The sequence below is a fragment of the Elusimicrobiota bacterium genome (assembly GCA_026388095.1).
In the GTDB taxonomy this organism is placed as follows: Bacteria; Elusimicrobiota; Elusimicrobia; order UBA1565; family UBA9628; genus UBA9628.
On record JAPLKL010000043.1, the window covers coordinates 44,460 to 69,292 of the forward strand.

27 protein-coding genes are annotated in these 24,833 nt (G+C 66.5%); 12 read left to right on the forward strand and 15 right to left on the reverse strand.

The genetic code is table 11. The annotated features are described in order from the left end of the window. Positions 1-2: 2 nt before the first annotated feature. Together NTY77_10230 and amrB are read right to left on the reverse strand one after the other, a co-directional pair. Entirely contained in the window at positions 3-485 is a 483-nt protein-coding gene (locus tag NTY77_10230; GenBank protein ID MCX5795860.1) for a DUF2914 domain-containing protein, read from the reverse strand. Between the two features lie 70 nt (positions 486-555). Beyond that, complete coding sequence (amrB, locus tag NTY77_10235; protein MCX5795861.1) at positions 556-2,022, reverse strand: AmmeMemoRadiSam system protein B; 1,467 nt, start codon at positions 2,020-2,022, stop codon at positions 556-558. A 121-nt stretch (positions 2,023-2,143) separates the two neighbouring features. Between amrB and NTY77_10240 the strand changes: the two genes are divergently transcribed. From NTY77_10240 to NTY77_10250, 3 genes are read left to right on the forward strand one after another with little or no spacing between them, the layout of a single operon-like run. Further along, positions 2,144-3,391, forward strand: a complete 1,248-nt coding sequence (locus NTY77_10240; protein MCX5795862.1) for an aminotransferase class I/II-fold pyridoxal phosphate-dependent enzyme — start codon at positions 2,144-2,146, stop codon at positions 3,389-3,391. A gap of 6 nt (positions 3,392-3,397) precedes the next feature. Next, positions 3,398-4,198, forward strand: a complete 801-nt coding sequence (locus tag NTY77_10245; protein MCX5795863.1) for a hypothetical protein — start codon at positions 3,398-3,400, stop codon at positions 4,196-4,198. Positions 4,199-4,223: 25 nt separating this feature from the next. Continuing rightward, complete coding sequence (locus NTY77_10250; protein ID MCX5795864.1) at positions 4,224-4,670, forward strand: cupin domain-containing protein; 447 nt, start codon at positions 4,224-4,226, stop codon at positions 4,668-4,670. A 29-nt stretch (positions 4,671-4,699) separates the two neighbouring features. Here the strand turns inward: NTY77_10250 and NTY77_10255 are convergent, their stop codons facing one another. Next, a complete protein-coding gene (locus tag NTY77_10255) occupies positions 4,700-4,954 on the reverse strand; it encodes a type II toxin-antitoxin system Phd/YefM family antitoxin (protein ID MCX5795865.1) in 255 nt (84 codons plus the stop codon). A 37-nt stretch (positions 4,955-4,991) separates the two neighbouring features. Then, complete coding sequence (locus tag NTY77_10260; protein ID MCX5795866.1) at positions 4,992-5,240, reverse strand: antitoxin; 249 nt, start codon at positions 5,238-5,240, stop codon at positions 4,992-4,994. Between the two features lie 139 nt (positions 5,241-5,379). Here NTY77_10260 and NTY77_10265 point away from each other — a divergent pair, with 139 nt between their 5' ends. After that, positions 5,380-5,655, forward strand: coding sequence for a hypothetical protein (locus NTY77_10265; protein ID MCX5795867.1), 276 nt, complete (start codon positions 5,380-5,382; stop codon positions 5,653-5,655). A 299-nt stretch (positions 5,656-5,954) separates the two neighbouring features. Here NTY77_10265 and NTY77_10270 read toward each other — a convergent pair whose 3' ends face one another. Genes NTY77_10270 through NTY77_10285 form a run of 4 tightly spaced genes read right to left on the reverse strand, consistent with a single transcriptional unit; the run spans position 5,955 to position 8,379 of the window. Continuing rightward, a complete protein-coding gene (locus tag NTY77_10270; GenBank protein MCX5795868.1) occupies positions 5,955-6,617 on the reverse strand; it encodes a hypothetical protein in 663 nt (220 codons plus the stop codon). Further along, on the reverse strand, positions 6,610-7,146 hold the full coding sequence (locus tag NTY77_10275) for a GNAT family N-acetyltransferase (protein MCX5795869.1): 537 nt from the start codon (positions 7,144-7,146) through the stop codon (positions 6,610-6,612). Before NTY77_10275 ends, NTY77_10270 begins: the two co-directional genes overlap by 8 nt. Further along, the gene (locus tag NTY77_10280) at positions 7,146-7,949 is read right to left on the reverse strand and encodes a hypothetical protein (protein MCX5795870.1); all 804 of its coding nucleotides are present in this window, start codon (positions 7,947-7,949) and stop codon (positions 7,146-7,148) included. Before NTY77_10280 ends, NTY77_10275 begins: the two co-directional genes overlap by 1 nt. A gap of 7 nt (positions 7,950-7,956) precedes the next feature. Next, positions 7,957-8,379, reverse strand: a complete 423-nt coding sequence (locus tag NTY77_10285) for a hypothetical protein (protein ID MCX5795871.1) — start codon at positions 8,377-8,379, stop codon at positions 7,957-7,959. A 98-nt stretch (positions 8,380-8,477) separates the two neighbouring features. On the opposite strand from NTY77_10285, the gene NTY77_10290 reads away from it, so the two are divergent. The 5 genes from NTY77_10290 to NTY77_10310 all read left to right on the forward strand — a co-directional run bounded on the left by NTY77_10290 (position 8,478) and on the right by NTY77_10310 (position 15,363). Continuing rightward, complete coding sequence (locus tag NTY77_10290) at positions 8,478-10,493, forward strand: U32 family peptidase (protein ID MCX5795872.1); 2,016 nt, start codon at positions 8,478-8,480, stop codon at positions 10,491-10,493. Between the two features lie 17 nt (positions 10,494-10,510). Beyond that, a complete protein-coding gene (locus NTY77_10295) occupies positions 10,511-11,404 on the forward strand; it encodes a PfkB family carbohydrate kinase (GenBank protein MCX5795873.1) in 894 nt (297 codons plus the stop codon). 12 nt (positions 11,405-11,416) lie between these two features. Further along, positions 11,417-13,378, forward strand: coding sequence for a thiamine pyrophosphate-dependent enzyme (locus NTY77_10300; GenBank protein MCX5795874.1), 1,962 nt, complete (start codon positions 11,417-11,419; stop codon positions 13,376-13,378). Continuing rightward, a complete protein-coding gene (locus NTY77_10305) occupies positions 13,368-14,477 on the forward strand; it encodes a 2-oxo acid dehydrogenase subunit E2 (protein MCX5795875.1) in 1,110 nt (369 codons plus the stop codon). Before NTY77_10300 ends, NTY77_10305 begins: the two co-directional genes overlap by 11 nt. Before the next feature lie 331 nt (positions 14,478-14,808). Beyond that, positions 14,809-15,363 (forward strand): hypothetical protein, encoded by a 555-nt coding sequence (locus NTY77_10310; protein ID MCX5795876.1) that lies wholly within the window; start codon positions 14,809-14,811, stop codon positions 15,361-15,363. Positions 15,364-15,443: 80 nt separating this feature from the next. Here the strand turns inward: NTY77_10310 and NTY77_10315 are convergent, their stop codons facing one another. The 4 genes from NTY77_10315 to NTY77_10330 all read right to left on the reverse strand — a co-directional run bounded on the left by NTY77_10315 (position 15,444) and on the right by NTY77_10330 (position 18,925). Continuing rightward, complete coding sequence (locus tag NTY77_10315; GenBank protein ID MCX5795877.1) at positions 15,444-16,055, reverse strand: hypothetical protein; 612 nt, start codon at positions 16,053-16,055, stop codon at positions 15,444-15,446. Between the two features lie 16 nt (positions 16,056-16,071). Continuing rightward, positions 16,072-17,127: a hypothetical protein gene (locus NTY77_10320; protein ID MCX5795878.1), complete on the reverse strand. Its 1,056-nt coding sequence runs from the start codon at positions 17,125-17,127 to the stop codon at positions 16,072-16,074. Continuing rightward, positions 17,127-18,044 carry a polysaccharide deacetylase family protein gene (locus NTY77_10325; GenBank protein ID MCX5795879.1) on the reverse strand — a complete coding sequence of 306 codons (918 nt, stop codon included), beginning with the start codon at positions 18,042-18,044 and terminating at the stop codon, positions 17,127-17,129. The genes NTY77_10320 and NTY77_10325 overlap by 1 nt, the downstream gene beginning before the upstream one ends. A 437-nt stretch (positions 18,045-18,481) precedes the next feature. Next, positions 18,482-18,925, reverse strand: a complete 444-nt coding sequence (locus NTY77_10330; protein ID MCX5795880.1) for a cation transporter — start codon at positions 18,923-18,925, stop codon at positions 18,482-18,484. A 100-nt stretch (positions 18,926-19,025) separates the two neighbouring features. Here NTY77_10330 and NTY77_10335 point away from each other — a divergent pair, with 100 nt between their 5' ends. Further along, a complete protein-coding gene (locus NTY77_10335; protein MCX5795881.1) occupies positions 19,026-19,889 on the forward strand; it encodes a hypothetical protein in 864 nt (287 codons plus the stop codon). A 717-nt stretch (positions 19,890-20,606) separates the two neighbouring features. On the opposite strand, the gene NTY77_10340 is transcribed toward NTY77_10335, so the two are convergent. The 3 genes from NTY77_10340 to NTY77_10350 form a co-directional block, all read right to left on the reverse strand. Next, entirely contained in the window at positions 20,607-20,969 is a 363-nt protein-coding gene (locus tag NTY77_10340; GenBank protein MCX5795882.1) for a peptide chain release factor-like protein, read from the reverse strand. Positions 20,970-21,041: 72 nt separating this feature from the next. Continuing rightward, positions 21,042-21,575 (reverse strand): hypothetical protein, encoded by a 534-nt coding sequence (locus tag NTY77_10345; protein ID MCX5795883.1) that lies wholly within the window; start codon positions 21,573-21,575, stop codon positions 21,042-21,044. A 4-nt stretch (positions 21,576-21,579) separates the two neighbouring features. Beyond that, the gene (locus tag NTY77_10350) at positions 21,580-23,595 is read right to left on the reverse strand and encodes an oligopeptide transporter, OPT family (protein ID MCX5795884.1); all 2,016 of its coding nucleotides are present in this window, start codon (positions 23,593-23,595) and stop codon (positions 21,580-21,582) included. A 92-nt stretch (positions 23,596-23,687) separates the two neighbouring features. Here NTY77_10350 and NTY77_10355 point away from each other — a divergent pair, with 92 nt between their 5' ends. Together NTY77_10355 and NTY77_10360 are read left to right on the forward strand one after the other, a co-directional pair. Continuing rightward, positions 23,688-23,885, forward strand: coding sequence for a hypothetical protein (locus NTY77_10355; GenBank protein MCX5795885.1), 198 nt, complete (start codon positions 23,688-23,690; stop codon positions 23,883-23,885). A gap of 1 nt (position 23,886) precedes the next feature. Next, positions 23,887-24,690: an XdhC/CoxI family protein gene (locus NTY77_10360; protein MCX5795886.1), complete on the forward strand. Its 804-nt coding sequence runs from the start codon at positions 23,887-23,889 to the stop codon at positions 24,688-24,690. Positions 24,691-24,833: the final 143 nt, after the last annotated feature.

The window sequence follows — 24,833 nt, forward strand, 5'->3', positions numbered from 1 at the left end:
GGCTACTTGGTGGCCGGAGCCGGGGCCGGGGCGGCAGCCGGAGCCGCGGCCTCAGCGCTCACCGTGAATTCCACGGAGCCGAGGCTCTCGCCGCTCTCGGACTGGAGTTCGACCTTCCAGGAGCCGGGCTGGACCTTCTTGGAGGCCCACCAGCGGCCGGAGGTCTTGATCTCGATCGGGTGCTCGTAGACCGGCTTGCCGCTCATGGACCAGACGTACTTGACCTTGGCCGGGGGCTCGGTCACCGCGAGCTTCGTCCAGCAGTAGACCTGTCCCACTTCGGCGCCGAACGTGGTGGCTTCGCCGGTCGCTTCCCGGTTCTCCACGCCCGTGGCCACGAGGATCTTCTCGACCTTGACTGCGGCCGGGGCCGGGGCGGCCTTGGTCTCGGCCGGCGTGGCCGCCGGTGCTGCCGGGGCCGCAGGGGCCTGGGCCCAGCCGGAGACAGCCGCGAACATCAGGACTGACGCGAACCACTTTTTCATGATGAATCCTCCTTGAGATTTGCCGGACACGACTCTGGCCGTATTATACTCTAAGTGAGCCTGCGCTGCGCTATTTTTTCTCCCCGAACACCTCCGCGGTGAAGACCTCCAAAGTCGTGCCCGGCGTCTTCCAGCAATCATCGGGCAAGCCCGCCTTCTGCGAGCACAGTTCCGACAGGAACCGCTCCTTGCTCCAGCCGGTCTCCGTGGCCACCTGCGGCAGGAACACGCCGCGGTTGGAGAAGCCGCGGCTGACGATCACGCCGTGCTTGCCCAGGACGATCTCATCGGCGCTCTTGACCGCGCGGGGCTTGGACAGGACCGAGACCTCGATGTGGATGTCTTTGAGCTCATCGGCCGAGACCGGGGGGAAGCGGGGGTCCTCGGAGGCCGCCGCGATGGCCATGGCGCGCACGGTCTTGCATAGAGGGCCGCTGCCCAGGATGTTGCCGATGCAGCCCCGCAGCTGGCCCCGCTTCTGGAGGGTCACGAACGCCCCTTCTTCCGCGTTGAGCCGCTTGTCGGTCTCCGCGACCTCCGGCGCGTGGCCGGTCTTCACGAGAGCCTCGACGGTCGAACGGGCGATGGCCAGAAGCCGGGACTTCTGAGACGCGCTCAAAGGAGCTACGCCCTTCTCGGCCTGGAAAGCGGCGGCTACGGCCTTCTTGTCCCGGTAGAGCATGATCGAGGCGTAGCCGACCACGCTGGACGGGTCCCCCGTGACATCGGCGGAGGTCGCGCGCTTGAGCACCTTGGCCTTGGTGTAGCCCGCCAACCGGGCGTAGAGCATCGCGGCCGTCACGACATGGAAGCCGTCCACTTCCATCTCTCCCTTCTCGTGCCCGGCCCAGAACCGGTCGACATCCATGGCCTCGATCGCCTTGAGCCCGCGCGCGTCGATGGCTTGGGCGTCTTTCAGGGGATGAAAATGCGACTGGTCCACGCTCACGTCCACCAGGACATCGTCGCGCCCCTTGAGGGCCGCGGCCAGCGCCCCGGCGAGGGCGCGCAGGACATCGAGGTCGGGCGGGAAGCCCACGATGATGGGGACGATCTTCGCGCCGGGGAATGCCTTCTGGATCAAGGGGAGCTGAGTCTCGACCGAATTCTCGGCTTGGCCCGGAGCCCCTTCGAAGACGTCCCGGCGGAAGCCGAAGCGCTTGTCGGCCCCCGTGATCTTCTTGGCCAGTTCCGCGTCGACCGCGATGCTCCCCAGCGGCGTCAAAAAGGCCCCGTCCGGCCAGATCGAGGCGCCTGAAGACGAGATGTGGTGGCTGGGCGCCAGAATCACGATCGTGGATATCTTCTTGGCCTGCGCGGCCTTCCAGCCGTAGGCGGCCACCGGCCCGGAGAAGACCAGGCCCGCGTGCGGGGAGATGATGACGCCGATGTCCGCGCCCTTGGGCACGGACTGCACCTGGGCGAAGAACCCGTCGACCATGGCCGACAACTCGTCCTTGCCGGCCGGATACCAGCTCCCGGCCAGGCCGGCGGGCTTGACATGGTCTTCGGCTCGGGAGCAGGAGGTCGCGGTCATAAGGATTAGCGCTGAAAAGAGAGCCAGTTGTCTCATGCCTGGGGGAGCGCTGCCAAGTGCAATCTATCAAGGATGGCGCGGGCAAGTCAATGTCCGGGGCTGAAATGATATTCTTTTCAACATGAGCGGAAACACCATCCGCAAACGCAAAGGAGGCCCTGTGGCGCATACCCTTTCCTCTATCCGGCCGGCCCGGCGCACGGCCGGCATCACCTACGCGGTGCGCGACGTGGTGGCCTTGGCCCACGAGGTGGCCAAGACCGGCAAGGAGATGCTCTTCCTCAACATCGGCGACCCGAACCGCTTCGACTTCGAGACGCCGCCGCACCTCATCGAGGCGGTCTTGAAGGCCATGCGCGACAACCACAACGGCTATTCGCCGTCCTCCGGCATACCGGCCGCGGTCAAGGCGGTCGAGCGCGAGGCCGCGCGCCACGGGATCGCCAACATCCGCGACGTGTTCGTGACCAGCGGGGGCAGCGAGGCCATCGAGGTCTGCCTGACGGCCTTGGTGGACAAGGGCGACAACGTGCTCATCCCTTATCCGGGCTATCCGCTCTACGAGGCGGTGCTGGCCAAGCTCGAGGCCGTGGCCAAGCCTTACTTCCTCTCCGAGGAGAAGGGCTGGCAGCCGGACGTGGAGGACATCCGCAAGCGCATCGACGACAAGACCCGGGCGCTCGTGCTCATCAACCCGAACAATCCGACCGGCGTGGTCTACCAGCGCGAGACCTTGCGCAAGATCCTGGCGCTGGCCGCGTCCAAGGGCGTGCTGGTCTTCGCCGACGAGATCTACGACAAGATGATCCTCGGCGGCCAGGAGCATGTCTCCATCGCGTCCTTGGACCCGGAGGCGCCGGTCATCACGTTCAACGGGCTTTCCAAGGGCTTTTTGGCTCCGGGCTGGCGCATCGGCTGGGGCGTGGTGAGCGGCCATTCGGCTCTCCTGAAAGATTACGTGGCGGCGATCAACAAGCTGCTGCGCGCGCGGCTGTGCGCTAGCCATCCGATGCAGCACGCGATCACCGCGGCCCTGGACGGGCAGAAGGAGTTCATCGCGCATGTCCGCGAGAAGCTGGTCCGGCGGCGCGACATCACGCATGAGATGCTCAACTCCGCGCCGGGCATCTCCTGCGTCAAGGCCGACGCGGCGTTCTACGCATTCCCCAAGCTCGACATCAAGGGCTCGGACGAGGAGTTCGTCAAGGGGCTGATCCGTGAGACGGGGGTGGTGACGGTGCACGGCTCGGGCTTCGGGGAGAAGCCGGGGACCAAGCATCTGCGCGTGGTGTTCCTGCCGCAGGAAGAGGTCCTGCGCAAGGCCTACGCAAGCCTGCTGGACTACCTCAAGAAGAACCGGAAGGGCTGACCGGCCTTGCTGAGCCCTCGCCTGCTCGTTTTGGCGGCCGCCGCGTCCTTTGGCGCCTGCGTGTCGCTGGAGGACGCTCCGATGGTCAAGGGCGCCATGGCGCAGGGCCAGAGCACAGTGGTGTTCGTGTTCGCCGCGCCGGGCCCGGTGATGAGCGAGAGGAGCTCGAACCTCGAGCAGGCGGCCAAGGTGGTGCCCGGGCTGGGCATCCTGATGAAGGCGTCCCAGGACAAGCGCGACTTCGACGCCTCCCAGGATTTGCAGAGGTTCCTGCCGGCGTGGCAGCCGGCCCAGCTCTTTGCTCCCGGCCTCATGCAGGCGCTGGCCGGCAGCGGCTTGCCGGGCCGGCTGCTGACGCCGGCCGAGGCCGGCGTCCCGGATGCGGCGCTCAGCGAGCTTAACCGGGCGCAGGACATCTCGGATTGGCAGTTGCGCTACTACGTGCGCGGCGTCGACCCGGAGCCGGCGCCGCGCGGCTACCGGGGCCTGGCGTCCTTGCGCGACGCGCTGGTCCTGGAGGCGAACCTGGCCTACGGCGCGCCGTCCGATGGGGAGGGGCGCTGGATGCCGGAGCTCTCCGCGGTGATGAAGCTCTATCGCGCCTCGGACATGACTTTGCTCTGGCGGCATGAGGACGTGGTGGACGACAAGGCCGGCAAGAGGACTTCCGGCGGATTCAAGAAGGAGCCGGGGGATCTGGTCGCCAAGTGGCAGGCCCTGATGCCGGCCTTGGCCCAGGCCATGGCCGCGAGCTTGCGTCAGAACCTGCAGGGTGCGGGCGCCTTCGTGCCCGCCGAGGCCAAGTAGCATGATGTCTCGCCGAGGTGCTGGCTTGGTTCGGCGCCTGCGCCTTGAGCCTCATCCGGAGGGGGGATTCTACCGGGAGACCTATCGGGCGGCGGGGCGTCTGCCAGATGGCCGGTGCTTTTCGACCGCGATCCTGTTCCTTTTGCCGAAGGGCTGCGTCTCCCGCCTGCACCGCATCAAGTCGGATGAGCTTTGGCATTTCCACTCGGGCGGGCCGTTGATCGTGGTGGAACTCGACCCGAGGACGGGCCGGACGCGCTCCACGACTTTGGGGCCGGGCAAGGTCCAGCATGTGGTCAAGGCGGGGACTTGGTTCGGGGCGCGGCTGGGGCCGGGGGCGGACTACGCCTTGGCGGGCTGCACCGTGGCGCCGGGCTTCGAGTTCAGGGATTTCGAGCTGGGGCGCAGGGATGTGCTTCTGCGGCGGTTCCCAAGAAGCCGACGGGCCATTGAACGGCTCCTGCCTACCTGACGGTCTCTCCTTCAAGCATCAGATCGGCCTTAGGCGTTCCCGAAGATGGCTTTGTGCTCGATGAAACGTTTGGCATGCTCATCTTCCTTGGCCTTTAGGAGAGATGCCATGAGCTTTTTGTCGGCCAGGATTTCTAGGGTTTCCAGTTCTTCGGGAGACACGAGGACGGCCGAGGCGGTGCCGTTGCGGGTGATGACGATGCGGTCGCGCTTCTTCTGCCCGAGGGAAGCGACAAGCTCAGGCAGGTGCGCCCGCGCATGGGAAATCGGGACGATTCTGTTCATGGATCTGCCCTTAGTCATATTGTGGAATCCTGTCAGTTCAAGCCGCGTACTGATGGATCAACTCCGAAACGAAGCTCTGGTACGGGATGCCCATTCGTCTGGCCTTTTCCTTGATGCTTGCCAAGTCCTGGCTGTTGACGCGGATATTCAAGACGGCATCCTTCTTGCGTCTGGCTACAGCTTCGGCGATCCGGTTGAATTCCGCCTGTTTCACGGGACGATACTCGCCACGAAGCAATGCCCGCTCGATGGCCTTCTCGCTTCGGCTGAGATTGGTCTTTTTCATGAAAGCTCTCCCTGTATCCATTTCTTGGTGAACTTCCGGTCGGTAATTCCCTCGAACGAAACGCCCCGCGTGCGCATAAGCCAATCGCTTTTGCGTTGATCCTACCGGATGTCCATCGATTATAGTGTAATACAAGTGTATGGACAAAGCAAGGCGGTGGCCAACGGAGACAGATAGTGAGTGCGCATTTATGCCGCCAGTTCTCACATTCAATGGGCGCTCTTTTTGTATTTTTTTCGACGGCCAACCGGTCTTGGCGGCCTTCCGCCTTCCTGGGCAGGCTTCTCATTTCTTTGACGGGCTTTCGTTCCCTTCGTTTTTAAAAAAATTGTCCTTTGTTTTGCAGCGCTATTCGCATCGCGCGCGCGATGTGAATAGCATATGTATTTTCAGCGTTATTTTTGTAAAAACGTAGGCCATCTGCCCTCGCATGGCGCTCAATTGCGCCTCATTCGCGCTCGCAAGGGAGGCGCTTCTCCAGCAGGCGCTTGTCGGACACGACCGACGCGGCATATGCGCATCGATCCCCCTCGGCCCGGGCTGCTTCGCCGAGTAAAGATGACGGGAACCGTGGCCCGCACCATCGGCTCAATGCCTCTCGCAACGGGCATCGCAAATCCCGGATTGGGTGACTGAAGTGCATATGCCAACACCGCCCGCTATGCAGTGTTTGTCGGCCGCCCTCGATGCCCTTGCCGCGTCCGCGGCTGCCGTTCAGCGCAGAAGCGGCGCCGCGCCGGGCCCTTCATCCGGCTGCGCGGCGACCGGCTTGATCGAGCTGGATACGCGCAGGAATCCCTCGGCATACGCCTCGGCGCACGCCGCCAGGTCCCCGCCGGCGCGCGTCTGCGTGATGCAGCTGAAGATCAGCATCCGAGTGCCGATGTCCACGGCCAGGTAGGAATGCGTCACATACGGATGCCGTTCGTCGCCGGGCTCGGAGCGCGTGACCTGATTGGCCGGTCTGCCCGCCTGCTTGCGCAGGCGGATCACCTGCTTCGGCTCATCGGCCGAGCGGGCCTTGCCCTTCATGAAGCTGTCGGCCACGCTCTTCAGCGAGGCGTATTCCGCCATGTCCTTCGGGAAGATCCTGATGTCCCAGGAATACTCGCAGGTGCGCCGGGGCATGACCAGCGGGAAAGCCTTGCGCAGCAGCTTCCCGGTCACCACATGCGGCGCCGCTTTCCCTGCCAAATGCTCGGCCATGGCCCGGGTCGGGGCCGAGACCAGCCAGCCGGAGCGGTTCCCAGATTCGAGGATCTCCTCCGTTGCCCAGTCATCTTCCACCTTGGGGATGTCCTTCGCCCAAGCGCAGAGAGGGACCAGCAAGGAAACGGCGATCGTTATGAGCCCGCCGACGCCCCTCTTCTCAGCCATCGTGTTTCACCTTCGCGTACATGAATTGATCCAAGATCTTGCCGTCCTTGATGACACTGTTGCGCAGTCGGCCTTCCAAGGTGAATCCCGCCTTCTCCAACAGCCGGCAGGAGCCCGCATTGCCGGCGTATGGCTCGGCGTAGATCCTCGCCAGGCCGAACTCCTTCATCGCCTGCTCGGTGAACTTCATCACCGTCTCGGTCATGAAGCCCTTGCCCCAGAAAGGCTCGGCCAGCCAATAGCCCATCTCCGCGGTCAAGCGGTGCACGTCCTTGTTGAGGCTGATGCCGATGCTCCCGATCGCCTCTTCGGCCGTGGCCAGGGCGAAGAACGTCGTCGGAGCCTGGCTTTTCACCAGGGCCAGGAAAGCGCGCGCGCTGTCCGCCGTGTAAGGGTGCGGGAAACCGTCGCGCAGGTTCAGCCAGATCTTGCGGTTGTTCGCGTATTTGACCAGCGCGGGCGCATCGCTGTCGCGCCACGGCCGGATCTCGCCATAGGAAGTCGCGATCGGCTGCATCGTCCTTCTCATCATCTTAGCAGCGGCACCACGCCGCCGGACGAAGACGGCTGGGCGGGCGCCTGCGGCGCTTGGGTCTGCGGCTGAGTCTGGGCCCGGCCCCACCAAGGCGCCTTCTTGAACACATCGAGCGCGACTGTCTTCTCACCCGCCGCAAAAGCCCAAAGCGTGTTCGTCGCGAGCCCCTCCAAAGCCGGCCGCCCCAAGAACCTATCGTAAGCCTTGCCCAGATCGAAGAGCCGCGCCTGCACATCCGCCAGGCCCCCCGGCCGCCGGCCCGGCCGCGTCTTCACTTTCCCAGACCTCGGGTCCGCCTCCATATCCACAAAATCCGTCTTCTTGCGGTCCCAGCCCTTCTTCGAGATCCCCTTCAGCGTCACATACTCCCGCCAAGCAACGCTCAGCAACGACTCCAGCAGACGCTTGCCGCAGTCGTCCAAAATCGGCTGGAACTGCGACTCAGGCGCTCCCTCCGGCAGGATCTGTTTGCCCAGACAGCCCGCGTCGATGAAGGAGACCTGGACCCCCTGCCTGCGCCGCAGGACCTGGCACATCAGGTTGTTGCCCGTCAGAAGCCCACCCGCGTCCTTGGCGAACTTCTGGTCCCGGTCGTAGACCCCGATATAGCACTCCTGGTCCTCGAAGGCATGGGCCATGCGCGCGGGGTCCGAGAAAGTCGTGGCCCGGATCGTGCGGCCGTACGTGTCGATGATCCGGTACATCTCGCGGGCATCCACCGTCTGCGCGGAGCAAGAAGGCGGACTCCAGATATTCAGTACGGCCAGGACGACATGGATGAATGTCATGGTGCGCACCCCGCGCTCATTTCTGGACCTTTTCCACCACCAGCAGCCGGACCTCGTTCGAACTGAACCCTTTGCCCTTCCAGACCAGACGGTGCGCGCCCGGCTCCTTCACCACCAGGCTGAGCAGCAGGCCGGTGCTCGCATGGTCGCCCGGCGCCAGGCTCTTCCCGGGCCCCAGCGGACTGCTGTAGAAGAACGCGTCGATCAGCTCGCCCTTTATCGGCCGGCCATCCAGGAAAAGCTGAGACCCTAGTTTCGCGGGCTCGACCGCGGCGCCGCCCTCGTTGAGCAGGAGCAGGACCAGGGGGTACTTCTCCAGATCGTCCACGGTGAAGAAAAGCGCCTGCGCGCCGAGCATGGCCGTGAGCTTCGGCTGGCTTTGGGCGGCAGACGGCAGGGCCAGAAAAGCGGCGAGCGCGGCAGGTAAAATCCAATTCATGGGATCCTCCCTTTCGAAACCCCGACTACAGCGGATTATAGTCGTTATTCCCTGGAAAGCCAAGACGACGATAAGTCAAAATGTCTCTGAGCAATCCCATGGAGCTTCTCGCCCCGGCCGGAGACTTCGCCTGCCTGCAAGCCGCCTTGGAAGCCGGCGCCGACGCCGTCTACCTCGGCCTGGAGAGCCTCAACGCCCGCCGCCGCGCCCGCAATTTCAGCCCCGACGAGTTCGCCCGCGCCGTGGCCGCGGCCCACGCCAAAGGCGCGCGCGTCTACCTGACCCTCAATATAGACCTCTCCGAGCGCGAGCTCGGCGAGGCCGCCCGCATCCTGGAGCTCGCCCGAAGCTGCAAGGCTGATGCCGTGCTCATCCGCGACCCCGCGCTTCTGGCGCTCAAGCCCGCCTTCCCCGAGCTCGAGTTCCACCTCAGCACCCAGGCCTGCGCAGCCAGCAGCGCGGATATCCGCGCCGCGGCCGAGCTCGGCCTGCGCCGCGCGGTCCTGGCCCGCGAGCTTTCTTTAGCCGAGATCTCCGCCTGCTCGGGCATCCCGGGTATGGGAATCGAAGTCTTCGTGCAGGGCGCCTTGTGCTGTTCCGTGTCCGGCCGCTGCCTGCTGTCGAGCTGGGCCGGAGGCCGCTCCGGCAACCGCGGCGCCTGCACCAGCCCCTGCCGCGTGCCCTGGACAGCGGCGGGGGAGCCGGCTGGGACGCCTCTATCGATGAAGGACCTCGCGGCCTGGCGGAGCCTGAAGGAATTGCGTCAGGCCGGAGTCTCCGCCCTCAAGATCGAAGGCCGGCTCAAGAACCCGGACTGGGTGCGGCGCGCGGTGAGCCTCTACCGCCGCGCCCTCTCCGGAGAGGCCCCCGAGACCCTGGCCGCGGAGGCGGAGCGCCTGGGCGCCGTGGCCGGCCGCGAGCACACCAGCGCCTATCTCGAAGGAAAACGGGATGACCTCACCGGAGTCTGGGGCCGCAAGAAGGGCGAGGCCCCGGCAGAGCCTGCCGAAGCTCAGGCCGACGACTCCTATGACCTCGACATCGAGGTCGAAGAGAAGAGCCTGTCCTGCCGATGCAGCTTCTGCGGACAGGCCCGGCAGTGGAGCCTGCCCAAGACCAAGGTCGTGCGGCAGGCCAAGGCCGTGTCTCTGGCCGAGGTGCTCCAGGACTTGTCCGAGAAGTCCGTCCAAGGCCTGAGGCTCGGCCGAAGGCGGGCCAGCCAGCCTGAACTGCTCCTGCCGCCCCGGGCCGCCAACGCCTTGAAGGACCGGCTCTCCGTCGAGCTGCGGCTCATGCGCAAGAAGCCGGACGGCAAGGTCAAAGTCGAGCTCCCTGAGCAGGTGCGCAAGCTCCTGGCCAAGTCCGCACCCAGTCCCGAGAACCGCCTGCGCCTCGGCGACGCTCCGGACCGGCTGCGCATCGAGGCCGGCCAGTTCGCGGCCATGCGCGGGTCTTTGCCGCCCGGCGGCGCCGTGGTGGAGGGGCTCTCGGCGGAGGCCCTGGAGACTGTGTCCGGACACAGCAAGTCCGTGGCCGCCGCACTGCCCCCCATCTTCTTCGAAGCCGATATCCCCGGACTCCAGGCGCTCTTGGAAGGCTGCAAACGCCATGGCCTGAGCGTGGAGGTCAACAGCCTGGGGGGCTGGCTTCTGGCCAAGGAGGCGGGCGCGGCCATGGAAGGCGGCCCCGGCCTGCCGGTCCTCAACTCCTTGGCCGCCAAACAGCTTCTGGACATGGGACTGCGCGGCGTGACCATCTCCATGGAGGCCGACCGCGAACAGATCGAAGAGATATCCAAGGCCTGCCCGGCGCCGGTGTCCCTCGTCGTCTACGGCCGGCCCCCTTTGATGACCACCCGCGCCCGACTGCGGCCCGAGCTGCTCGGCAAGGACTTCGCTGACCGCCGAGGCATCCGCATGCGGCCGCGCCTAGAACGGGGACTCTGGACGTTCAGGCCCGTGGAGCCCTTTGACTGGCGGGGCCTGCGCGATCCCGACATCCGGGCCAAGCACCTGGTCATGGACCTCGTGGGCTGCGAGTCGCCCGCCGCAGAATGGGAGTCCTCGCCCCGGAAAGACGGCAGCCGCTTCAATTACGACCGCGCTCTGTTCTAATTGGTAGAATCCTGCCCGTGGCCAAGCGCTTCGACTGCGTCTGCGTGGGCCTGAGCACCGTTGACGTGCTGGCCCTGCTGGACCGGCGCCTGCGCGAGGACGAGAAGCTGGCCGCGCGGCGCATCGTGGTGGACGGCGGCGGGCCGGCCGGCACCGCGGCCTGCGCCGCGGCCGGCTGCGGCCTGAAGACCGCGGTCCTCTCCTGCATAGGCCGCGACCTCTGGTCCGACTTTATCCGGGAGGGCTTGCGGCGCTTCGGCGTCTCCACCCGGTTCATCCAGACGACCCCGTCCATTTCCACGCCGGTCTCGCTCATCGCGGTCAACCGCCGCAACGCTTCCCGCACCATCATCTGGAACAACCAGAACGTGCACAGACAGCGCCTTTCCGTGCCCATGCTCCTGCGCCAGGGCCTGCTCCAGACGCGCTGCCTGCACTTCGACGGCCACCTCATGAAGCTCTCCGTGAATCTGGCCCGGCTGGCCCGGAGTCGCGGCATCCTCACCTCGTACGATTGCGGCTCGGTCAAGCCCGGCTGGGAAGGTCTCGCGGCCCTGAGCGACGTGTTCATCGCCTCGCACAAGTTCTCGCGCCAGCTCGGCCTGCCCATCCCGCAGGCGGTGCGCCGCCTGCGCCGCAGGTTCGGCTTCCAGATCGCGGTGACCGCGGGCGAGAAGGGCTTCTACTACTTCGCGGAGTCCAGCGGCCGCGTGGAGCATGTCCCCCAGAAGCGCTACGCGGCTCTGGACACCACCGGCTGCGGGGACGTGTTCCACGGCGCCTTCCTCGCCCGTTACCTCAAAGCGCGGGATTTCAGGGCCGCCCTCGTCTTCGCCCAGGCCGCGGCCGGACAGAAGACCCTGCGCCTGGGCGGCCGGGCCGGCATCCCCGGCCCGCGCCAAACCTGCTAGAATCTCCCGGATATGGCCCGCGAGAACAAGGCCCCGGACCGCGGCGAGCTCTTCCGCCAGGGCCTGCTCATCCGCGCCGTGGAGCGGCGCCTGCTGGACCTCTTCGAGCAGGGCAAGCTATCCGGCACCATCCACACCTGCATCGGCCAGGAACTCTGCGCCGCGGCCCTGGGCCCGGCCTTGGGCGAGGGCGACATCGTGGTGGCCCCGCACCGCTGCCACGGCCACTACTTGGCGCGCACCAACGACGTTGAAGGGCTCATCGCCGAGGTCATGGGCAAGCGCACCGGCGCCAGCGGGGGCCGCGGCGGCAGCCAGCACATCGGGGCCCGCAACTTCTTCAGCAGCGGGGTGCAGGGCGGCATGGTCCCGGTCACGGCCGGCATGGCGCTGGCGCTGAAGCTCTCCGGCCGCCAGGACATCGCCGTGGCCGTCATCGGCGACGGGACCTTGGGCGAAGGGGTGGTCTACGAGACCCTGAACATCGCGGCCAAGTGGGAGCTGCCCTTGCTGGTGGTCCTGGAGAACAACCTTTACGCCCAGAGCACGCCCCAGTCCCAGAGCCTGGCCGGCGACATCTTGAGCCGCGCCGCGGCCTTCGGCATCGGCATATTCCGCGCCGACACCTGGGACCACGCCGCCTTGGCGCAGCGCTGCGCCGAGGTCGTGCGCCGCGTGCGCGAGGCCGGCAAGCCGATCTTCTTCGTGGTGGACACCTACCGGCTCATGGCCCATTCCAAGGGCGACGACGACCGCGACCCGGCAGAGATCAAGGGCTATTGGGAAAAGGACCCTTTGGAGCGCTTCACCCGCGACGAGCCGGAGGCGGCGGAGCCTCTGCTCGCCGAGGCCACGGCGCGGGTCGAGGCCGCGGTGGCCAAGGCCGAGGCCGCTGCCGCAGCCGAGCCGCACGATGACGACGAGGACCCGGAGGGCTTCGCGCCTTGCGCCTGGAAGCCGGGGGGGTTCTCCAGCGACGAGAGGTGCGCGGCCCTGCTCAACTCCGCCCTGCGCCGCAACCTCAAGCGCGACGAGCGCGTCGTCCTCATCGGCGAGGACATCGAAGCGCCCTACGGCGGGGCCTTCAAGGTCACCAAGGAGCTCAGCTCCGAGTTCCCCGGCCGGGTGCGCAACACGCCCATCTCCGAGGCGGCCATCGTGGGCCTGGGCAGCGGGCTGGCTGCGGAGGGCTTCCTGCCTGTCGTGGAGATCATGTTCGGCGACTTCCTGGCTTTGGCCGCGGACCAGTTCATCAACCAGGCCGCCAAGTTCCGCTTCATGTACGGCTGCCGGGACCGCATGCCGCTGGTGGTGCGCGCGCCCATGGGCGGCCGGCGCGGCTACGGGCCGACGCACAGCCAGTCCTTGGAGAAGCACTTCCTGGGCATCCCCGGCACGCTGGTGCTGGCTCTCAACGGCCGCACCGACCCGGGCGCGCTTTACGACACCTTGATCTCCACCGTGGACCGGCCGACCTTGGTGGTGGAGAACAAGCTGCTCTACGGCGCGCGCTTCTCCAAGCCCGTGCCCCAGGGCTTCACGCTGGAGACCAGCGACGAGCGCTATCCCACGGTCCGTTTGCGGCCGCAGGGCGCGGCGGACCTGACGCTCTTCTGCTACGGCGGCATGCTCCCCGAGGCGGAAGCGGCCCTGGAGACTCTTTTCGAGGAGCACGACATCCTCTGCGAGCTGGTCTGCCCCACGCAACTCTATCCCTTCAACTCCTTCCCGGTGCTCGACTCGGTGCGGCGCACGGGGCGGCTGCTGGTCGTTGAGGAAGGACAGGCTTTCGCGGCCTTGGGCAGCGAGGTCCTGGCCAAGGTGGCGGAGGCCGCGCCGGGAGTCTTGAAGCGCGCCGGGCGCTTGGCCGCGGCGCGCCATCCCATCCCGGCCGCGCCGAACCTCGAAGCCGAGGCCCTGCCCGGGGCCAGGCATATCGTGCTAAAGGCAAAGGAACTGGTCCATGGCCAATGAAGCTTTGACGGTGTTCATCCCAAAAGAAGCGGTCAACGACCTGACCGTGCGGCTCTCGGCCTGGCGGGCCGCGGACCGGGAGCAAGTGGAGGCCGGACGGGTCATCGCGGAGATCGAGACCAGCAAGGCGGTGCTGGAACTGCGCGCTCCAGCGGCGGGATTTTTGCGCCGCTCGCTCAAAGAGGGCTGCGACGTGCCGGTGGGCGGCCCGCTGTGCTTCATCACGCAGGGCGCCGAGGACCCGGTCCCGGAGCTTGAGACCGAGGCCGCGGCCCCGGCTGAGGGCGGCTTGGTGGCGCGCTTGAGCCGCAAGGCCGCGGAATTGGTCAAGCAGCACGGCATCGCTTTGGAGAGGTTCGCGGGCAAGGGGCTCATCCGGGAGGCGGACGTGCTGGCGCTTCTGGGTCAGCCGGTGCACGGGCCGGATATGGCGGCCGGGGTGGCGGCCAAGGCCGTGACCTTCAAGCGCGAGGCCTTGCCCAAGGCCAAGGTGGCAGAAGCGCGCTACCTGCTCTCAGGCTCCAACGCCTTGGCCAGCTCAGTGAGCGTGGCCTGCCCGACGCGGGGCCTGCGCGCCGCCGCGGCGCGGCACCCGGAATGGGGCGCCAGCCCCGCAGCCGCTATCGTGTCCGAGGCCGCGCGGCTTCTGCGCAAGCATCCGGTCTTCAACGCCTTCTACGAGGACGGGGCCGTCAACTACTACGACGAGGTGAACGTGGGCTTTGCCGTGGACGCGGGCGAGGGCTTGAAGGTGCCGGTGATCCGCGACGCGGACAAGAAGGACTTGGGCGCCATCGCGCGCGAGATACAGGACATCCTGCTGGCTTACACCAACGGGGAGATCACCTTGGAGGCGGCCTCGGGGGGGACTTTCACGGTGACGGACCTTTCCGGCGAGGGCGTGCTCTCCTTCCAGCCGCTCATCAACCACCGGCAGTCCGCGATTCTGGGCGTGGGCGCGGAGTTCCGCGCGCCGGGCAGCTCCGAGGGGTTCTACCAGCTCATCCTGGCTTTCGACCACCGCCTGACCGAGGGCCGGGCCGCGGCGCAGTTCCTCAAGGACCTGCGCGACAAGCTCTCCGCGTACGAAGCGGGCTAGGCGCTAGGATTGTAGTCGGGATAAGCAGGTCTTCGGGGCAGCCGATCATGCACTTCCCGTGTCCGTTCTCGTCCTTGCCCTGGTAGACTTTCGTGATCATCTTGGTGTCCTCCCGAAGTGATTGGTTCAGTGAGGGGAAGAAACAGTCAAAGCAAGGACTCAAAGTAGTATTATTGCGACTGCTTATTTGGGAGGAATTGCCATGAACAGCACCCGATTGAGACCATGCCTGAGCGTCGCCGCAGTGTGGCTGGGATGTGCTTTTTCCCAGGGCGTCGGATATGCTCAGACATCGCCTGGGCCGACGCCCAAGAAAACGGACTCCTACTGCATGTCTCTCGTCAACAAGCGCTGGGTCCAGCGCGCGGCCTGGCATTCTTCGGTCTGTCTGCCTCCCCAATGGCTGCCAAAGGACGAGGGATTGAAAGGCCACGTTTTGTTCGTCATCGGGAAGGACGCACCCGATCCCTATTTCGGTTTCTCGATCAACGGGCATGAGCTCAAGACGCCGTATTATTCGAGTCAGGCGTTCAAGAACCTTTGGGCCGGCGGCGAGGGAAATCACACCGAACTCAAGAGCGTGAAGATCGGCGGATTGGACGGCTATCAGAGGGTCACCACCATCCCGGCAGACAGGGGCCACTGGGCCGAGATGTCTCTCCAGACCTATCTTCAGGCGCGCGAGGGCTTCTATGAGATCGTGGGCTCGTGCCCCCCGGAGCGGTTCAAGGAACTGCAGCCGATCTTCGAAAAGGCCGTGGCCTCATTCCGCTCCTCGTTGACGCCGACTGCGAGCGAGGCAGCGGCTGGGGGCGCGGATCGCACCGGCAAGACCGAACCCCAGCCGGCAGTGACGGGACAAGGCGTGGTCCCGCTGTTGCGTTGACAGCCCATCCTGGTTTGTGATTGTAGTCGGGATAAGCAGGTCTTCGGGGCAACATATCCCGGCGAGCTTGGTGCCAGGTCTTATCTGAGCAGTTGGGGAGTCCCGCTGGAGGTCCCGTCGCCTTCCGGCTTCGCGGCGGGGGGAGCGGCCGGCGCGGCCGCGGGGGCCGCGGGCGCCTTGGCCTTTAATTTCTTCTTGGCTTTGTCCTTGGGCTTCGTGAAGGGCCTGGGCCCCTTGAGCGGAGGCAGGCGCCTGCCGATGGCATTACCGCCGCCCTGCATGGACTCGGTCACCGCGCCCGTCACCATGTCCTGCATGCCGACCGGCCGCTCGATGATGGTGTTCGGGTCCGATTTCTTCCAGCAGTGCTGGACGCCCATCTTCATGAGCAGGAGCGCGGGGTTCTGCTTGGCGGCCTCCTGAGAGGGGCCTTGCGTCGGATGGACCACGCCCTTCTCGCATATCAATTCGTCCTCCGACCCTGACTGCGGCTGCGTCAGCCCCCTCAGGGCCGGTCTGCCAGCCTGAGCCTTGCCGTCATCCGATGCGGTCGGTGCGGGCTTCTGCCATTGGTACGGAGTCAAGTGCGGGCGGCCTTTCTCGTCATCCGATTTGGCGGAGTCTTGAGCCCTGGCCGAAGCGGCCAGCAGCGCTGATGCCAGGAATACGGCGCACCACCCTAGTCCCTGCATGCTGTCACCTCCCGATCTATGACACGGCCGTCCCGTAGTCGCCCTGCAGGCCCACGAAGTAGGACTCCTCCGGCTTGACTCCCGCGAGGAGCTCCGGGGCCCCGTAGACCAAGGCCCGGCGGCCGGAGGCGTGCGCGAAGAGTCCGGCGCGGCCCAGGCGCTCGCCCAGGCTCCGGCTGAAATGCGGGAAGGCGAGCAGATCCAGGCCCCGGCCCTTGGCGTCCTGCCCAGCGGCTGAGATGAGCGATTCCAGTACTCCCGTGACCGCGGGGTCCTCCCAGAAATCAGCGCAGTCCCAGGTCTTCAAGCCCCGCCGGTTCCGCGCCTTGAACACGCTGTAGCCGGCCAGGACCCCCGAGGCTCGGCAGACGAAGAGCTTCTTCTCCACGTCCGGGTCTCCCAGGCAGTGCCAGCGCAGAGCCTCGGCCGTGCGCACGTTCGTGTTTGCGAAAAGCCCGGAGGTCTTCTCCCAGAGCTCGTCGAAATCGGCCCCTATCTCGGCGCAGGCGGCTGACTTAGGCAGGCCGGTCCGACCCAGCGGTCGCAGGCGAAGGTCTTGAAAAGCGGCGAGCGCGGCCGAGGCGAATGAGGGCAGGCCGGCTGCGCCCAGACAGCGCTTGCAGTCCAGCACGAGGATGCTCTCCCGGTCCCCGGCCCAAGGCAGGGGCGTAAAGCCCATGGACTGCAGGATCTCGGCCACTTCGGGGGTCGGCGTGGTGTCGAAGAGCAAAGACTTCTCGGCCGCGCGCATGTGTTCCATGAGCAAGGACAGGCTCTGCTCGCGGAACTCGGGCAGGACCATCCAGCTGGTGATGGAGAAGACGGTGAGCTGGCGGCCGCCCAGTTGGAAGAGGCTGGGAAGATTCCCCAGGAAGCCCTTGATGGCGCCGCCGCTGCGCAAAGTCCAGCCCGCCGGAACCCCGCGGAAGGCGGGATTGCCTTGCCACCAGAGCTGGAAGCGGTTCTTCCAGAACTCCGGCCTGCCTTCCAGGCCCGGGAAACCCGCGAGGAAAGCGGCCAAGGCCTCCTGGTCGGCCGGGGTGACCGGGACGAGCTCGGTCGGGCCGCCCATCAGCGGCCTCCGGCCAATGCGATGAGGCGTCCGCGGATGCCTGAAAGCGTGGCGGCCATCACGGCCTCGCTGTCGCCTTCGGCCAAGGCCACGCGCTGGATGGCGAAGCGGTCCGTGCCCTCCGGATCGTTGAGGCGCAGGCCCCCGGCCACGGCGCAGAGGTAGCCGGCGGCCTCGACCAGACGCGAGACGGCCGGATTGCAGTCGCCGTTGGGATAGGAGAAGCTGGTGACCGGCTGTCCGCAGAAGGCCTCCAACAGTTGCTTGGACTCCACGATCTCGCGGCGGGCGTCGGCCTCGGGCATGGCGGTGAGGATGGCGTGGCGGCAGCCGTGCGAGCCGAAATCGATGAGGCCCGAAGCCGCCATCTCGCGCGCCTGCTCCCGGGAAAGAGGCGAGAACAGCGCCGGCGGCTCCGGCACATGCCAGCCGAGCAAGGCGCCGCAGATGCGGTCGACGAGCCCCTCGCGCTCGGCGTCGGGCAGGAGCTTGAGCCTGCGCTTGACCCAAAGATAGCCAATCGTCTTGCCTGCCTCCGTGGCCAGAGGGAACCGCGTCCCCTCCGCAGGGTCCGTCCAGTCGCCGAGCTCGGTGCGCGCGAAGGCCAAGGCCAGCCGGTCCACCCAGAGCGGGGCGGCCTTGGTCACGAAATCCGCGGCCAAGAACACGGTCGCGGGCAGGCCGTGCTTGCGCAGCAGCGGGAAGGCCACGCCGGCGTTGTCGGCATAGCCGTCGTCGAAGGTGATCACCGCGCAGCCTTCGGGCAAGGTCTGGCGGCCGCGCAGGGCCTCGGCGTAGTCCGCCAGGCGGACCACCTGGAAGTTCTCCTTGAGGAAGACCAGCTGCCTCTCGAAGTCCTCGACGAAGATGTGCTTCTTCTCGCAGTCGAGGACGCCCGGCCAGCGCCGGTCCGTCACGCCGTGGTAGAGCAGGACCGGGACGTGCCGGCGGTTCTTGCGCAGGAGCAGCCCGGTCAGGCCGGCCGCGTGGAGGGCGCCGTAGAGGATGTTCTTGATTGTGGTCCGAATAAGCTGATCTCTTTTGGGAATAGAATAGGCGTTTTCGTAAGTAACTACCCAGCGCAGGCCCCCATGGGGGCCTGCGCAAACGCTATGATAGCAAAAGGCCGCCGGAGTGAGCCGCTGGATCGAAGGAGAGAGGTCCGGTGGTCTGGGTCGAGGCAGAGCCGCGGCTACGCCGGAGGGAAATCATCGGACGGAAGGGCGTCGACTGGCCCGGAGGACCTGCGCGAGCACGCCGCGGCGCTGGCCCCGGCCCGGCCTGCGCGTGGACCATGCCGAGGTCCGGCGCCGGCTCTGCGACTACGTCGCCGAGGACTTCGCGCCGGGCCCGGCTATCCGCCTTGGCAGTCGCTGCCGCAGGAACAGCCGTCGGGTTCGCTGACGCCTTCCCAACCTTCCCGGGCGATGAGGCCCGCGATGAGCAGGGCGGAGAGACTGTCCGCCCACCAGATGCCGAACGCGGCGTAAAGAGCGCTGCCGGCCAGGAGCACGAGGGAGAGCCAGACGCAGGCCAAGGAGCAGACAGCGTCGCTGCGCAAGGTCCGGCTTCCCGTTTCCCGGGCCAGGCGCATCTTCGCACGGTAGAGGAAGACCATGAACGACAGGGAGGCCAGCGAGATGACGATGCCGGGCAGGGCCGTGTCAGGATGTTGGGCGCGGGCTGGACCGGGACCTTGCCGCCCTACGGCTTCGCGGCTATCGAGCCCTCGACCAAATAGAGGAGTGCGCCAGCGGCGCGGCTTGGCGCACCTCTGGCGCACTCCCCCCCAGCTCATCGGAGCCGGGAGGAGCGGTCAACCGGCCTGGGCCTTTTGGCGGCCTAGGCCTGCCCCGACGGCCCTCCCTCCCGGCCGGGGGGACGGCTATACTCATCTCGTGAAGAGGATGCTGACGCGCAGCGCCGTGGCCGCGGCCCTGCTGCTGCTCGCGTCCGGCCCGGCCGGCGCGGGCCCCGTTGCGGTGGTCCTGAGCCGGCAGGCTCCGGTCTCCCCGCTGGTCGCGGCCGGCCTTCGGCCGGCGGCGATGCCCGGCCTCTACGCCGCGCCCCTCCTTCCCGTCCCCTTGCCCGCCCTCGCCACCCTCACCCAGGTCCTGCCGGCTCCGGCGGTCGCCGGGAGACCCGCCGTCGCCGCCCAAGAGGTCCTTCTGGCAGGGGCGGAGAAGCTCGCCCAGGCCTCCCCGCAGGGCGTCCAGGCGGCCGTCCTCGACAGCGTCTTTGCCGGAGCCGCGTCCCAAGGCGCCTCCGGCTGGGAGCGCGCCGAGGCGGTCGTCCTGGCGGCTTCCCAGCGCGACGCTGAGCCCGCCGCCGTCCATCGCGAGCTCTGGGTCTACGGACACAGCTTTCCCCGGCACGGTCCCGAGGTGCCCGACGAGAACGTCCTCAAGCGGCTGGAGAAGCCCCGCCACGGACGGGCGACCGGCCTGAAGCTCGCCACGAAATTCTCGGACCAGGACTCCTACGTCCGGTCGGCGCAGAAGGCCTGGGCGGTGCTCGAGGACCGGCTGCTCCGGCAGGCTGACGCCAAGCTGCTCGAGGCCCTCGACCAGCTGCTCTCCGGGCGCATCGAGGTCATGCCGGACATCGTCTACTCCATGGACCAGCCCGTGGGCTACGGCTATGCCCGTACCCCGCGCGGCCCGGAGCGGGTCGACGGGCTCAGCAAGGTGTGCGTCAAGTTCTCCCGGCACGGCTCCTCGGACCGCCTCTACATCAAGACTCTTTATCCCGTCCTGCCGTGAGATCGGGGCGGCGCGCCGCGGATGGCATGACCGTGGTGAGGCTGCTGATGCGTGAAGGCGCCGATTTTTCGGTGGATGGCCTGGATGCTTAGGACGGCACAGGGCTGATGGTGGGCGATAGTCTCGAGAAAGCAACCGGGTGATACGGGGTTCCAAGCCAAGTGATTGATCGAGACCTTGTATATTGCTGGGAAACCGGGAAATCCAATTTCTGTCCTTTTGTTGTCTCCATCAGCACAGACGATAAAGTCGGAGCACTCCCAAAGGCGGCCGCTGCCGGATGTCCCGCTGAAGTCGCAAGCTCCGCGCGAAGTCCTCGATGTGGTCGAGCACCAACGCGTGCAACGGTCCCTTGTTCCTGTCCCGCGCCCCTGCCCGTAAGGAAAGGGCAGGGACCGTGCGACGGCGTTCTCCTTACGCACGGCCCGGTAGGGCAGGGACTCGGACCAGCCCGCGCTTTCTTCCCTCACTCATAATATACGAGCGAGGGCCCGATTTTGTTCCCTAGGAAGCCTCAGCGCACGTCGATATAAGGCTGGTTGAGCCGCTCCGCCGTCCAGCCACTTCGCGTCTGGGCGGTTGCGCCCGGCCAACATCCGCCGGGCGCTCGTTTAACGGCATGTCCAGAACACAGGCACGGCATTGCCCCCTTTTCTTGGCCGAGCTTTTGGCCATGACCAGGCTGACAGCTAGGATGGCGGCAAAATGCCGGCCGGGTCAATCTTCCCAGCCGACGCGGCGTCCGCCCTTGAGCCGGGCGCGGCGGTGCTTGGCTTCCAGCATGCGCTCCTTGGAGGCGCGGCTGCGCTTGCGGTTCCTGCGGCGCTGGAGCTCGGCTTCGTGGATGCGCCGCGCGCGCGCCGCCTCTTCGCGCTGCGCGAGCTTGCGGGCCAGGCGCGAGCGCGCGAGCGCTCGGTTCTGGGCCTGGGAGCGCTCGTCCGTCACCCGCACCGATATCCCGGTGGGGATGTGGGTCAGCAGGACCCCGGTCTCCACCTTGTTGACGTTCTGCCCGCCCGGGCCCGAGGCGCGCAGGAAGGCCTCGCGCAGTTCGGCTTCGCGCAGGGGCGGGTCGGTCATGGACGAGAGTCTACCAAAAGTGACGCGGGGACGGCTCCTGTGATGCCATGGCCATGGCGAAGGCTTGAGCGCTCAGGGAGCGCCGCGGGCTTGGCGCATACGCGAGTCGATGTCCTGGAAGAGGGCCAGCAGGCCCGGCATGACCAGGCCCTGAAACCAGCGGCTGGCCGCAGCGATGGTCTCGACGTCCGGGTCCGAGAGGTCCAGGTCGCGCAGGCGCTTGGGACGCGAGCTGCGATTGTGGATGGCCATGGCGCGTTGGAACGCCTCCCAGCCGTCCTGGCCCCGGCGAGCGGGGATCTGCGGGCCCGGTCCGTCGGGCGAGCCGGAGGCCTGGCTCAGGAAGCGTCCCATGGCCTGCAGGGCCGGGCTTCGGCCGGGCCCCGCGGTCGCGCCGCCGGCGTCGAGCTCTTCGAGTATGTCGGCCATCTTCTCCTGCTGCAGCCAGCGCACCGCGCCGTCTGCGAGGGCGTAGAAGGCGCGCAGATAGGCGCGCCGCGAGCCCGGGCTGTCTTTCTCCTGGAGGCCTTCGCGCGCCTGGGCCAAGTCGTGCGCAAGGGCCTGGCAGATCCGGTCGAACTCCGCGAGGTCGAGGGGAGCCTCCACCGGCCTATATCGTGGATGGAGCGGGCTGGTCGTGGTGTTTGATCCGCCGGGCATCCCAGAAGATGTAAAGACAGAACAGCGTCAGCATGGCCAGGGCCAGCCAATTGCCCCAATAGCCGTCATTGGCCAGGTCCGGGATGATGCGCACGCCGCGCTCCTTCTCGATCCATTTGATCAGCGAAGCGATCACGCCGACCAAGGCCCCGCCGGCGACCAGGCCCGAGGAGACCAAGGTCCCGCGCTCGTTGTAATGGGCGGCCAGCCTCTTGTCGTGGCCCGCGCTCTTCTGGACCGCCCAGGACACGCCGCCGCCGACCAGCATGGGGAAGTTGATCTCGAGCGGCAGATACATGCCCAGCGCGAAGGCAAGGGGCGAGACCCCCAGCATCTCCATGACGACCGAGATCACGGCGCCCATGGCGTAGAGGAACCAGGGGGCTCCGGTGGACATGATGCTGCCGATGACCGCGGCCATGGCGTTGGCCTGGGGAGCCGGCAGGGGATTGGGGAACTCGGGAGTCTTGACGAACCCGTAGGTGTGGGCCAGGACGATGATGACCGCGGCCGTGACCACCGCCGCCACCACGGAGCCGGCGACATTCGCCCATTGCAGCCGGCTGGGCGTGGCTCCGACCCAATAGGAGATCTTCATCTGAGTGATCAAAGACCCCGACATGGACAGGGCCGTGCACACGACCCCGCCGACCAGCAATGTGGCCACCATCCCTTCCGGGCCGACCAGCCCGGCCTTGGTCATCATGATGGTGGTCAGAAGCAAGGTCAGCATGGTCATGCCGGAGATCGGGGTGACGCTGATCGTGGCGATGGCGTAGGCTGAGACGCTGTTGAACAGGAACGCCAGCAGCAGAGTGCTGCCCAGACCGGCTGAAGCCAGGACGAACGGGTTGGCCTGCCCGCTGAGCACCGAGTAGCGGAAATAGAACCAGATCGCGACCAAGGTCACGAAGGTCAGGACGAGCACCAGGCTCATGGGGATGTCCCGATCGATCCGTTCGCTGCGGCCGCCGTGCCCGCTCTGCGCCTTCAAGGCCTTGGCCAAGCCCTCGACGGTGGATTTGTAGATGATGGGGATGAACTTGACGATGGCGATGATTCCGGCCATGAAGATGGCGCCGATGCCGATCATGCGCGAGTAGCCGGAGTAGATGTCCCCGGCGGCCATGGCGGCGAACTTGGTCCCGCCGTTGAGGTCGCCGAAATAGGCGATGATCGGAACCAGGACCAGGGTGGAAAGGAACCCGCCCGCGGCCATCATCAGGCAGTATTCGATGCCCACGATATAGCCCATGGCCGTGATGGCCGCTCCGGTGGAGGTGGAGAACACGGCCTTGAACTTGTTGGTCAGGACGTCGCAGCTCCCGATCAGCTCGGTCGAGAAGGTCTCGCGCCAGGCCCGCAGCGTGACGCACAGGAAGTCATAGACCCCGCCGATGAGCATGGTGTAGACCAGGACCAAGGCGTCCCGGCCGCCTTTCTTGCCCGCCACCAGGACTTCCGTGGTCGCCGTGGCCTCGGGGAACGGGAACTTGCCGTGCATATCCGATACGAAGTACCGCCGCAGCGGGATCAGCAGCATGACTCCCAGCACGGAGCCCAGGAACGGGATGAAGAAGAGCTGGAAGAGGTTGGTGTGCTTCTCCAGGCCCATGACATAGAGAGCCGGCAGGACGAAGACCGCACCGCCGGCCACGATGCCGGAGGTGCTGCCGATGGCGATGATCATGACGTTCTCTAGGATGGTGCTGTGGCGTTTGAAGGTGAACGATAACCCCACGGCCAAAATCGAGATCGGGATGGCCGCCTCCAAGCCGTTGCCGGTCTTCAGGGTCAGATAGGTGATGGCCCCGGAGAACACGACGCACATGATCAGGCCCAGGATGACGGACCGCCAGGTCACCTCCTCCACCTTCTCGGAGGAGGTCACCAAGGGGATGTACTTCTCTCCCGGCGCCAAAAGCCTGCGCGCGTTCTCCGGCAGTCCCAGATGCTCTTGAGCCATTTGCGGCCTCCCCATGCAAAAAGTGTCGCGGGCAGAGGGTATCATATCACAACGCCCAGGTGTTGTATGATATGACCGCGAAGGAGGCCGCCATGAGCGATTGCGCGCAGACGCCGAAGAACCTCAAGGGCTGCAACTGCACCTACGACTGCTCCACCAAGGGACAATGCTGCGAGTGCGTCTCCTACCACCGCGGCATGGGCCAGTTCCCGGCCTGCTTCTTCAGCGCGCGAGCGGAGAAGGCCTATGACCGCTCCTTCGCGGCCTTGGTCCGGGACCGGGAGAGCTGACATGCAAGAATCTGAGAACGTCTTCAAGCTCATGGCCGAGGCCATGAGCCAGTGCCGCGGCGCGGCCTTGGTCACCGTCATTTCGGCGGCCGGATCCACACCCAGAGAGACCGGCGCGGAGATGGTGGTCTATGAGGACGGCTCCATCGCCGGCACGGTGGGCGGCGGCATGCTGGAGAACCTGGCCATCGGCGCGGCCAGGAAGGCGCTGAAGGAGGGGGCCAGCCGCAAGGCGGTCTTCGACCTCACGCCCAAGGGCATCGGCATGGAGTGCATGGGCCGCGTGGAAGTGTTCATCGACGTGCACGTGCCCTCGCTGAAGCTCCTCATCGTGGGCGGCGGGCACGTGGGCCTCAAGCTCGCCGAGGCCGCGGCCATGGCCGGCATCCCCTACGCGGTGGCGGACGACCGCGAGGAGTTCGCCAACAAGGCGCGCTTCCCGCACGCCTCCCGCATCCTGGTGGAGCGGCCGGACAAGGCCGTCAAGCTGGCCGGCGTGGACAAGAAGACCTACGTGGTCATAGTGACCCGGGGCCACATGCTGGACAAGGAGTGTCTGGCCGCGGCGCTCAAGACCCCCGCGCCCTACATCGGCATGATCGGGAGCAAGAGCAAGGTGCCTTCGGCCTATAAGTTCCTCAACCGCAAGGGCCTGCATCCGGAGAAGGACCGCCGGGTCTACGCGCCCATCGGGCTCAACTGCGGGGGGAAGTCTCCCGGAGCCATCGCGATCTCGGTTTTGGCCGAGATCCTGGCCGTTCACCACGGCCGCGACGGCCGGCACATGCGCATCCCGCCAGCATAAGATCGGGGACACAATACTTGAGCCTCTCGTAAGAACTCGGTGCGAAGACCTTTGGCGACGCAATGAGGGGCCGACTTGATGCACCAGTTTGCTTCGGCTCGTCCTAAAATCCCTTCTTGGGTCGCGCTGTTGCCCATGCCCGA

Excerpts from the sequence above, each read along its gene's own strand:
- NTY77_10230 (MCX5795860.1), bottom strand. The coding sequence starts at position 485 with ATGAAAAAGTGGTTCGCGTCAGTCCTGATGTTCGCGGCTGTCTCCGGC.
- amrB (MCX5795861.1), bottom strand. The coding sequence starts at position 2,022 with ATGACCGCGACCTCCTGCTCCCGAGCCGAAGACCATGTCAAGCCCGCC.
- NTY77_10240 (MCX5795862.1), top strand. The coding sequence starts at position 2,144 with ATGAGCGGAAACACCATCCGCAAACGCAAAGGAGGCCCTGTGGCGCAT.
- NTY77_10255 (MCX5795865.1), bottom strand. The coding sequence starts at position 4,954 with ATGAACAGAATCGTCCCGATTTCCCATGCGCGGGCGCACCTGCCTGAG.
- NTY77_10260 (MCX5795866.1), bottom strand. The coding sequence starts at position 5,240 with ATGAAAAAGACCAATCTCAGCCGAAGCGAGAAGGCCATCGAGCGGGCA.
- NTY77_10265 (MCX5795867.1), top strand. The coding sequence starts at position 5,380 with ATGGACAAAGCAAGGCGGTGGCCAACGGAGACAGATAGTGAGTGCGCA.
- NTY77_10270 (MCX5795868.1), bottom strand. The coding sequence starts at position 6,617 with ATGGCTGAGAAGAGGGGCGTCGGCGGGCTCATAACGATCGCCGTTTCC.
- NTY77_10275 (MCX5795869.1), bottom strand. The coding sequence starts at position 7,146 with ATGAGAAGGACGATGCAGCCGATCGCGACTTCCTATGGCGAGATCCGG.
- NTY77_10285 (MCX5795871.1), bottom strand. The coding sequence starts at position 8,379 with ATGAATTGGATTTTACCTGCCGCGCTCGCCGCTTTTCTGGCCCTGCCG.
- NTY77_10290 (MCX5795872.1), top strand. The coding sequence starts at position 8,478 with ATGGAGCTTCTCGCCCCGGCCGGAGACTTCGCCTGCCTGCAAGCCGCC.
- NTY77_10300 (MCX5795874.1), top strand. The coding sequence starts at position 11,417 with ATGGCCCGCGAGAACAAGGCCCCGGACCGCGGCGAGCTCTTCCGCCAG.
- NTY77_10305 (MCX5795875.1), top strand. The coding sequence starts at position 13,368 with ATGGCCAATGAAGCTTTGACGGTGTTCATCCCAAAAGAAGCGGTCAAC.
- NTY77_10310 (MCX5795876.1), top strand. The coding sequence starts at position 14,809 with ATGTCTCTCGTCAACAAGCGCTGGGTCCAGCGCGCGGCCTGGCATTCT.
- NTY77_10315 (MCX5795877.1), bottom strand. The coding sequence starts at position 16,055 with ATGCAGGGACTAGGGTGGTGCGCCGTATTCCTGGCATCAGCGCTGCTG.
- NTY77_10320 (MCX5795878.1), bottom strand. The coding sequence starts at position 17,127 with ATGGGCGGCCCGACCGAGCTCGTCCCGGTCACCCCGGCCGACCAGGAG.
- NTY77_10330 (MCX5795880.1), bottom strand. The coding sequence starts at position 18,925 with ATGAGCTGGGGGGGAGTGCGCCAGAGGTGCGCCAAGCCGCGCCGCTGG.
- NTY77_10340 (MCX5795882.1), bottom strand. The coding sequence starts at position 20,969 with ATGACCGACCCGCCCCTGCGCGAAGCCGAACTGCGCGAGGCCTTCCTG.
- NTY77_10350 (MCX5795884.1), bottom strand. The coding sequence starts at position 23,595 with ATGGCTCAAGAGCATCTGGGACTGCCGGAGAACGCGCGCAGGCTTTTG.
- NTY77_10355 (MCX5795885.1), top strand. The coding sequence starts at position 23,688 with ATGAGCGATTGCGCGCAGACGCCGAAGAACCTCAAGGGCTGCAACTGC.
- NTY77_10360 (MCX5795886.1), top strand. The coding sequence starts at position 23,887 with ATGCAAGAATCTGAGAACGTCTTCAAGCTCATGGCCGAGGCCATGAGC.